Source organism: Leisingera sp. ANG59, assembly GCF_013317235.1.
GTDB lineage: Bacteria > Pseudomonadota > Alphaproteobacteria > Rhodobacterales > Rhodobacteraceae > Leisingera.
Genome location: NZ_WLCM01000087.1, coordinates 1 through 5,155 on the forward strand (window position 1 = coordinate 1; position 5,155 = coordinate 5,155).

4 protein-coding genes, 4 pseudogenes and 1 other annotated feature are annotated in these 5,155 nt (G+C 57.7%); of the genes and pseudogenes, 6 read left to right on the plus strand and 2 right to left on the minus strand.

What is annotated here, in order from left to right; translation table 11 throughout:
* From GKC28_RS25810 to GKC28_RS26640, 4 genes and pseudogenes are all read left to right on the plus strand, one after another.
* The coding region (locus GKC28_RS25810) for an ATP-binding protein (RefSeq protein WP_217433978.1) at positions 1-121 on the plus strand (121 nt) is incomplete at its 5' end.
* A 130-nt stretch (positions 122-251) separates the two neighbouring features.
* Complete coding sequence (locus GKC28_RS26785) at positions 252-386, plus strand: hypothetical protein (protein ID WP_302480829.1); 135 nt, start codon at positions 252-254, stop codon at positions 384-386.
* A gap of 16 nt (positions 387-402) precedes the next feature.
* A pseudogene (locus GKC28_RS25815) lies at positions 403-1,335 on the plus strand (IS3 family transposase); the annotation flags it as partial.
* Positions 684-800, plus strand: a sequence feature (AL1L pseudoknot). (Overlaps the previous pseudogene by 117 nt.)
* A 46-nt stretch (positions 1,336-1,381) precedes the next feature.
* Positions 1,382-1,825 (plus strand): annotated as a pseudogene (locus tag GKC28_RS26640) (helix-turn-helix domain-containing protein); the annotation flags it as partial.
* Positions 1,826-1,851: 26 nt separating this feature from the next.
* Here GKC28_RS26640 and GKC28_RS26980 read toward each other — a convergent pair.
* Both GKC28_RS26980 and GKC28_RS25830 read right to left on the minus strand, forming a co-directional pair.
* A pseudogene (locus tag GKC28_RS26980) lies at positions 1,852-2,130 on the minus strand (transposase); the annotation flags it as partial.
* A gap of 123 nt (positions 2,131-2,253) precedes the next feature.
* Positions 2,254-2,739: an Lrp/AsnC family transcriptional regulator gene (locus tag GKC28_RS25830; RefSeq protein ID WP_065268321.1), complete on the minus strand. Its 486-nt coding sequence runs from the start codon at positions 2,737-2,739 to the stop codon at positions 2,254-2,256.
* Between the two features lie 127 nt (positions 2,740-2,866).
* Between GKC28_RS25830 and GKC28_RS25835 the strand changes: the two genes are divergently transcribed.
* Entirely contained in the window at positions 2,867-4,024 is a 1,158-nt protein-coding gene (locus GKC28_RS25835) for a glycine cleavage T C-terminal barrel domain-containing protein (RefSeq protein WP_065268322.1), read from the plus strand.
* A 136-nt stretch (positions 4,025-4,160) separates the two neighbouring features.
* Positions 4,161-4,487 (plus strand): annotated as a pseudogene (locus GKC28_RS25840) (transposase); the annotation flags it as partial.
* Positions 4,488-5,155: the final 668 nt, after the last annotated feature.

Below are 5,155 nucleotides of genomic sequence, written 5' to 3' on the forward strand. Positions count from 1 at the left end.
CTTCGGTGACGCCAAGATGACAACCGCGCTTCTGGATCGCGTAACTCATCACTGCGCAATCATCGAGACAGGCAACACGTCATACCGGTTCGCACAGAGCAAGCGACGCAGAAAAACATAAACGTCGCGCAAGCAAAGGCCCCAGACGGACTCGCTATAGGAGGGCGGCCCGCCTGGGGCCTTTGCGCCACAAGGGGTGGGTCAAATTCAAACGCTGAAACCGGGTCAGTTTTGAACGCTCATTGACAGACATGGTACGCAAAGCTCGCGAAGACGCGCTGCAAGGATGGCTGAATGAAGCGGAGGACGGGCTGCTCGGTGCCTTTGCCCACAGGCTGCGGCGAGATCTGAACCGCACCGGGTTTGCCGGAGGCTTCAACTCCTGAGTAGGATGAAGTCACAATGAGCAAGACAACAAACAAGTACTCTCCTGAGGTCCGCGAGCGTGCGGTGCGTCTGGTGCTGGACAACCAGGGCCAGCACAGTTCCCGCTGGCAGGCAATCATGTCGATCTCCGCGAAGATCGGCTGTTCGGCGCACACGCTGAATGAGTGGGTGAAGAAGGCGGAAGTCGACAGCGGCAAGCGGGCGGGTGTTCCAACTGTTGTCGCCGACAGGATGAAGGCGCTTGAGCGGGAGAACCGCGAGCTGCGCCAGGCGAACGAGATCCTCCGCAAGGCATCGGCGTATTTTGCGATGGCGGAGCTCGACCGCCGGTCGAAGTGATGGTGTCATTTATAGACATGCATCGCGCGGAGCATGGGGTCGAGCCGATCTGCACTGTCCTGCCGATTGCCCCTTCCACGTATTACGAGCATCTGGCGCAGCGGGCCGATCCGGCCCGGTTGTCGGACCGTGCCCGGCGTGACGCGGCATTGCGGCCCGAGATCCTGCGTGTTTTCGAAGAGAACTGGCGGGTCTATGGCGTGCGGAAGATCTGGCGGCAATTGCAGCGGGAGGGTTTCACTGTTGCCCGCTGCACGGTCGCCCGGCTGATGAAGAGCATGGGTATTCAAGGCATCATCCGGGGCAAGCCGCACAAAAACCACGGTGCCCGACAAAAGGGCCCCGTGCCCGCTGGACAAGGTAAACCGGCAATTCCGTGTACCCGTGCCCAACATGCTCTGGGTCAGCGATTTCACCGATGTCGCCACCTGGAAAGAGTTCGCCTATGTCGCCTTCGTTATCGATGCTTATGCCCGCAAGATCGTTGGTTGGCGTGTCAGCACCTCGGCGCATGCCGGGTTCATTCTCGACGCCCTGGAACAGGCTGTTCACGAGCGGCAGCCGACAAAGGCGATGGGGCTTGTTCATCACTCCGACCGCGGCAGCCAAGGCGGACTCAAACGGTCGTCGCAACGGTTCCGAATTGGAGGTTGTGATGACAAACCGCAATCGCGCATCAGAGCGCAGTACACGAGGTAAACTGCATTCACCGGGGCGGCCACGGGCGGCACTGCGTACCCAGCAAGTCATGTTTTGGCAACTCATCAAGCAAGGCGTTTCCAGCGAAGAAGCTGGTGTGCAAGCTGGCGCGTCTGCCCCAGTTGGCAGTCGTTGGTTTCGGGAGGCCGGAGGCATGCCGCCATCCAAGTTTGCAAATGCATCTCAGCCGCTTTCCGGCCGGTATCTGTGTTTTGCTGAGCGCGAAGAGGTCGCCTTGTACAGAGCGCAAGGCTTCGGTGTCTGTGCGATTGCAAGGAAGATTGGACGATCCGCCTCGACCGTTTCCCGGGAACTTCGACGGAATGCAGCGACACGCTCAGGGGGCTTTGAATATCGCGCGACAACAGCGCAATGGCATGCAGACCGCGCAGCACGCCGTTTCGGGCTGGGCTCAAGTCGCGCCGGCTTCGGCTCCACGACAATCGCCGCGAACATCGGTTCGTCAGCCGTCTCTGGGGGTAGAGCCAGCGCGCCGGCCATCAGCTTCTTGCGCCAATCATATACTTGCCAGCGGGTTACCGCATGTCGGCGCGCAACATCTGCAACCTTCATTCCGGGCACCTTGCTTTCCGCAGCAATCCGCGCCCGCACAGCCTCGCTTCGGAGACGCCGGCCCGACCGCCCTTCAAAAACTTCCATCCTGCCCGCGCAGCCATACGTTGAGCCGTCCAAAGAGACGTCCATTTTGCCGTCCTATCCTGTCTCACTTCGACAGTAGGACTCGCACAGCCAGCATCAACGCGGCAGGAGGGGATCGGCGTGGCGCTTACGAACATCGCCAAGCCCTATAAATTACAGTTCCTGACCCTACGCAGTTTCAGAGGTTTTTCGAGCAAGCTCATCCGTGGAAATCCTAGTGGAGTTCTTGAACTCCTTCACCACAAAGTAGGTCGTGTAGCGTTCGATATAGGGATCGTTGTCAAACAACCTTTCACAAACGCCATGATAATCCTCCAGGTCAACGAAATTTCCGATCACGATTGCGTCGACGTCACCGGTGGTGCCAAACGTGGCATTGATTGCCGGTTCTTCCAACATGCGTGCAACCAAGTCGGCCATCTTGTTTGCCCCGTGGCTATTGGTGGCCACGGAAATGATGGCTTTCAGGCGACGCTCCAGTCTTCGGGAACTCGCCAGAAATACGGATTTTTCAAGGTACCCACCGCGCCGAAGAGCGTTAACGCGCCTGATGCAGGTGGAAGGTGTCGATCCCACTTTTTCCGCCAGTTCTGCTTGGGTCAGGGATGCGTCGTCTTGCAATGCATCAAGGATGCGGATGTCCAGGCGATCCATCAGAAACTCCTTTTGCATGGGGGCAGTGGTGATTTTCACCGTATATTCGGTTATTTTGACCGCAACCACCATCCGATTTCGGCTAGCGTCACATGGAAACAGTGTTGAATAGCTTGCGGAGATGCAGATGGATTTTCTTGTTGGTATCGGATCAAATATCCGCAAATCCCCCTATTTCGAGGCAACGGTCGCGGACGGCGTGTCGTGTTTTTCCGTTTATAATCATATGTATATCCCGGCTCATTTTGGCGACCCAGCGGCCGAATACAAACGTTTGACAGAAGGTGTTGCGATGTGGGACGTCGCAGCGCAGCGTCAGGTCGAAATTGTCGGCCCGGATGCCATGGCATTGATGCAGTATTTGACCGCGCGCGATGTCAGCACAACGAAAATCGGTCAAGGGCGCTATGTTCCGCTTTGCGACTACGAAGGCAATCTAATCAATGATCCTGTACTCCTGATGCTTTCTGACAGCCGCTACTGGATCTCCATTGCGGACAGTGACATGGAACTTTGGGTCAAGGCGGTTGCGCATGAGCGCGGATATGACGTGGAAGTTTTTGAACCAGACGTATCGCCAATGGCGGTTCAGGGACCCAAGGCCGAAGACCTAGTCGCCGAACTTTTTGGCGAATGGGTGCGAGATGTAAAATATTTTTGGTTCCGCGAAACCGAACTGCAGGGGATTCCCCTAGTCCTGGCGCGCTCTGGATGGTCCAAACAGGGTGGGTTTGAACTCTATCTGACCGACGAGTCACGCGGTGGAGAGTTGTGGAATATAGTCAAAAACGCGGGTTCCAAATATGGAATTGGTCCAGGAGCCCCGAATGATGTCGAGAGGGTCGAAAGCGGGCTGCTTTCTTATGGATCGGATGCCCGGCACATCAGTTTTCCGGCCAATCCCTTCGAGCTGGGTCTCGGCAAACTAGTTGATCTTGAAAGCGGTAAGGATTTCATCGGCCGCGACGCACTTGCAAGGATCAAGGCGGAAGGCGCCAGACGACGTTACACTGGGTTCGTGATATCAGGGAACCCGATCACCGGCAGCGAGAACCAGCACCCTCTTCTGCGCGGGGAAACAGAAGTCGGCATCATCACTGAGATGGTTTTTTCGCCCCGTCTGAACAGGAATATCGGCATCGGTCTGGTCGATGGCGACATCACGGCTGACGCTGATGGGCTGACAGTCGTTCTAAACGGCGCCACGCGAAAAGTCGCCCTTGTGTCAACGGCGGAGCAAAATCCGACCACTGTGCGGAGCAAAAGTCTGCCAGCCCGTGCGTGACCGGCGCCTTGGCAAACGTGCTCCTTATTTAGCTGACGGTTGCCAATGCGCCTTGGTCCGGAAGGTGATGTGATCCGCGAAAACGCCCCCGTTTTTGATTAGAGTTTTTCGCAGAGAATCCCCGGCTGGGAGAGGAGCGGAAACGCATGAAGGCATCAAGGCCTCAGTCGCACGCGTGCTGAACACGACCTGGCAGCGTTGTCGGGTGCATTTCCAGAGGAACGCTCTTGCGCATGCGGGCAAGAGCAGTCGACGCGTCGTCTCCGCCTTTATCGCCACTGCCTTCGCACAGCCGGACCATGCGGCGTCGAAAACCCAATGGCGCAACGTCGCCGACCAGATGCGGGGCAAGCTGCCTAGGCTCTCCGGGTTGATGGACGATGCCGAGGAGGGCGTGCTGGCCTACATGACCTTTCCCCAACAGCATCCGACGAAATTGCATTCGACGGATGAGATCGACAAGACTTTTCCGCCGGAACCCTCTATTCTTTGGCAGTGCGGTCGACCTCGGGGCGAAGCGTGGCGTGCCGGCTGGAAGCGTCACCGGGCAGCCTATTCAGTCCCTGCCGGTTTGAGGCGGCCGCACACCCTTCTCCCTTTCCAGGTGGACGCGTCCGCCACGCGGCAACAAAGTGCTCGTAGCTCTTTTCCTCATGCTCGGCGATCTTGGCTTCCTAGTGGCGAAGTTCCTTCACGTTGTATGCTTAGCTCGGTCCGCGACGGTTACCCTTCTTCTGTGGCTGTCCGGCTGCCAGTTCCATGGCGCGGCGTTTGTGGGTGACCAGGCTCGGACGGGCCCAGCGATAGTCTTCCTTTTTGGCCAGCATGTGCCAGCACAGCGTGGCGAGCTTTCGGGCCACGGCAACGGCAGCGATCTGATGTCTGTAACCGCCGGACGTAATCTCCCTGTGTGGTTGCCGCCCATTATGCAAGAGCCTTTGTCACCTTGTTGGGAATGATCGAGTGCGGTCTTGTGTCAGGCCTCGAAGGTGCGACCATTCCACTGGCCGCGGGCCGGTATGGTGATCAGCGGATCAGTTCCAAATCTCAAAATCGGGCTCGGTGGCACTGGGAGATTATCTGGTTTTCCTGACCCAGATCTATTCGATCATTTCGCCCATTCAGGTGGTC

Bases quoted from the DNA above. Each gene is read 5' to 3' on its own strand.
- GKC28_RS26785 (WP_302480829.1), top strand. From the start codon at position 252: ATGGTACGCAAAGCTCGCGAAGACGCGCTGCAAGGATGGCTGAATGAA.
- GKC28_RS25830 (WP_065268321.1), bottom strand. From the start codon at position 2,739: ATGGATCGCCTGGACATCCGCATCCTTGATGCATTGCAAGACGACGCA.
- GKC28_RS25835 (WP_065268322.1), top strand. From the start codon at position 2,867: ATGGATTTTCTTGTTGGTATCGGATCAAATATCCGCAAATCCCCCTAT.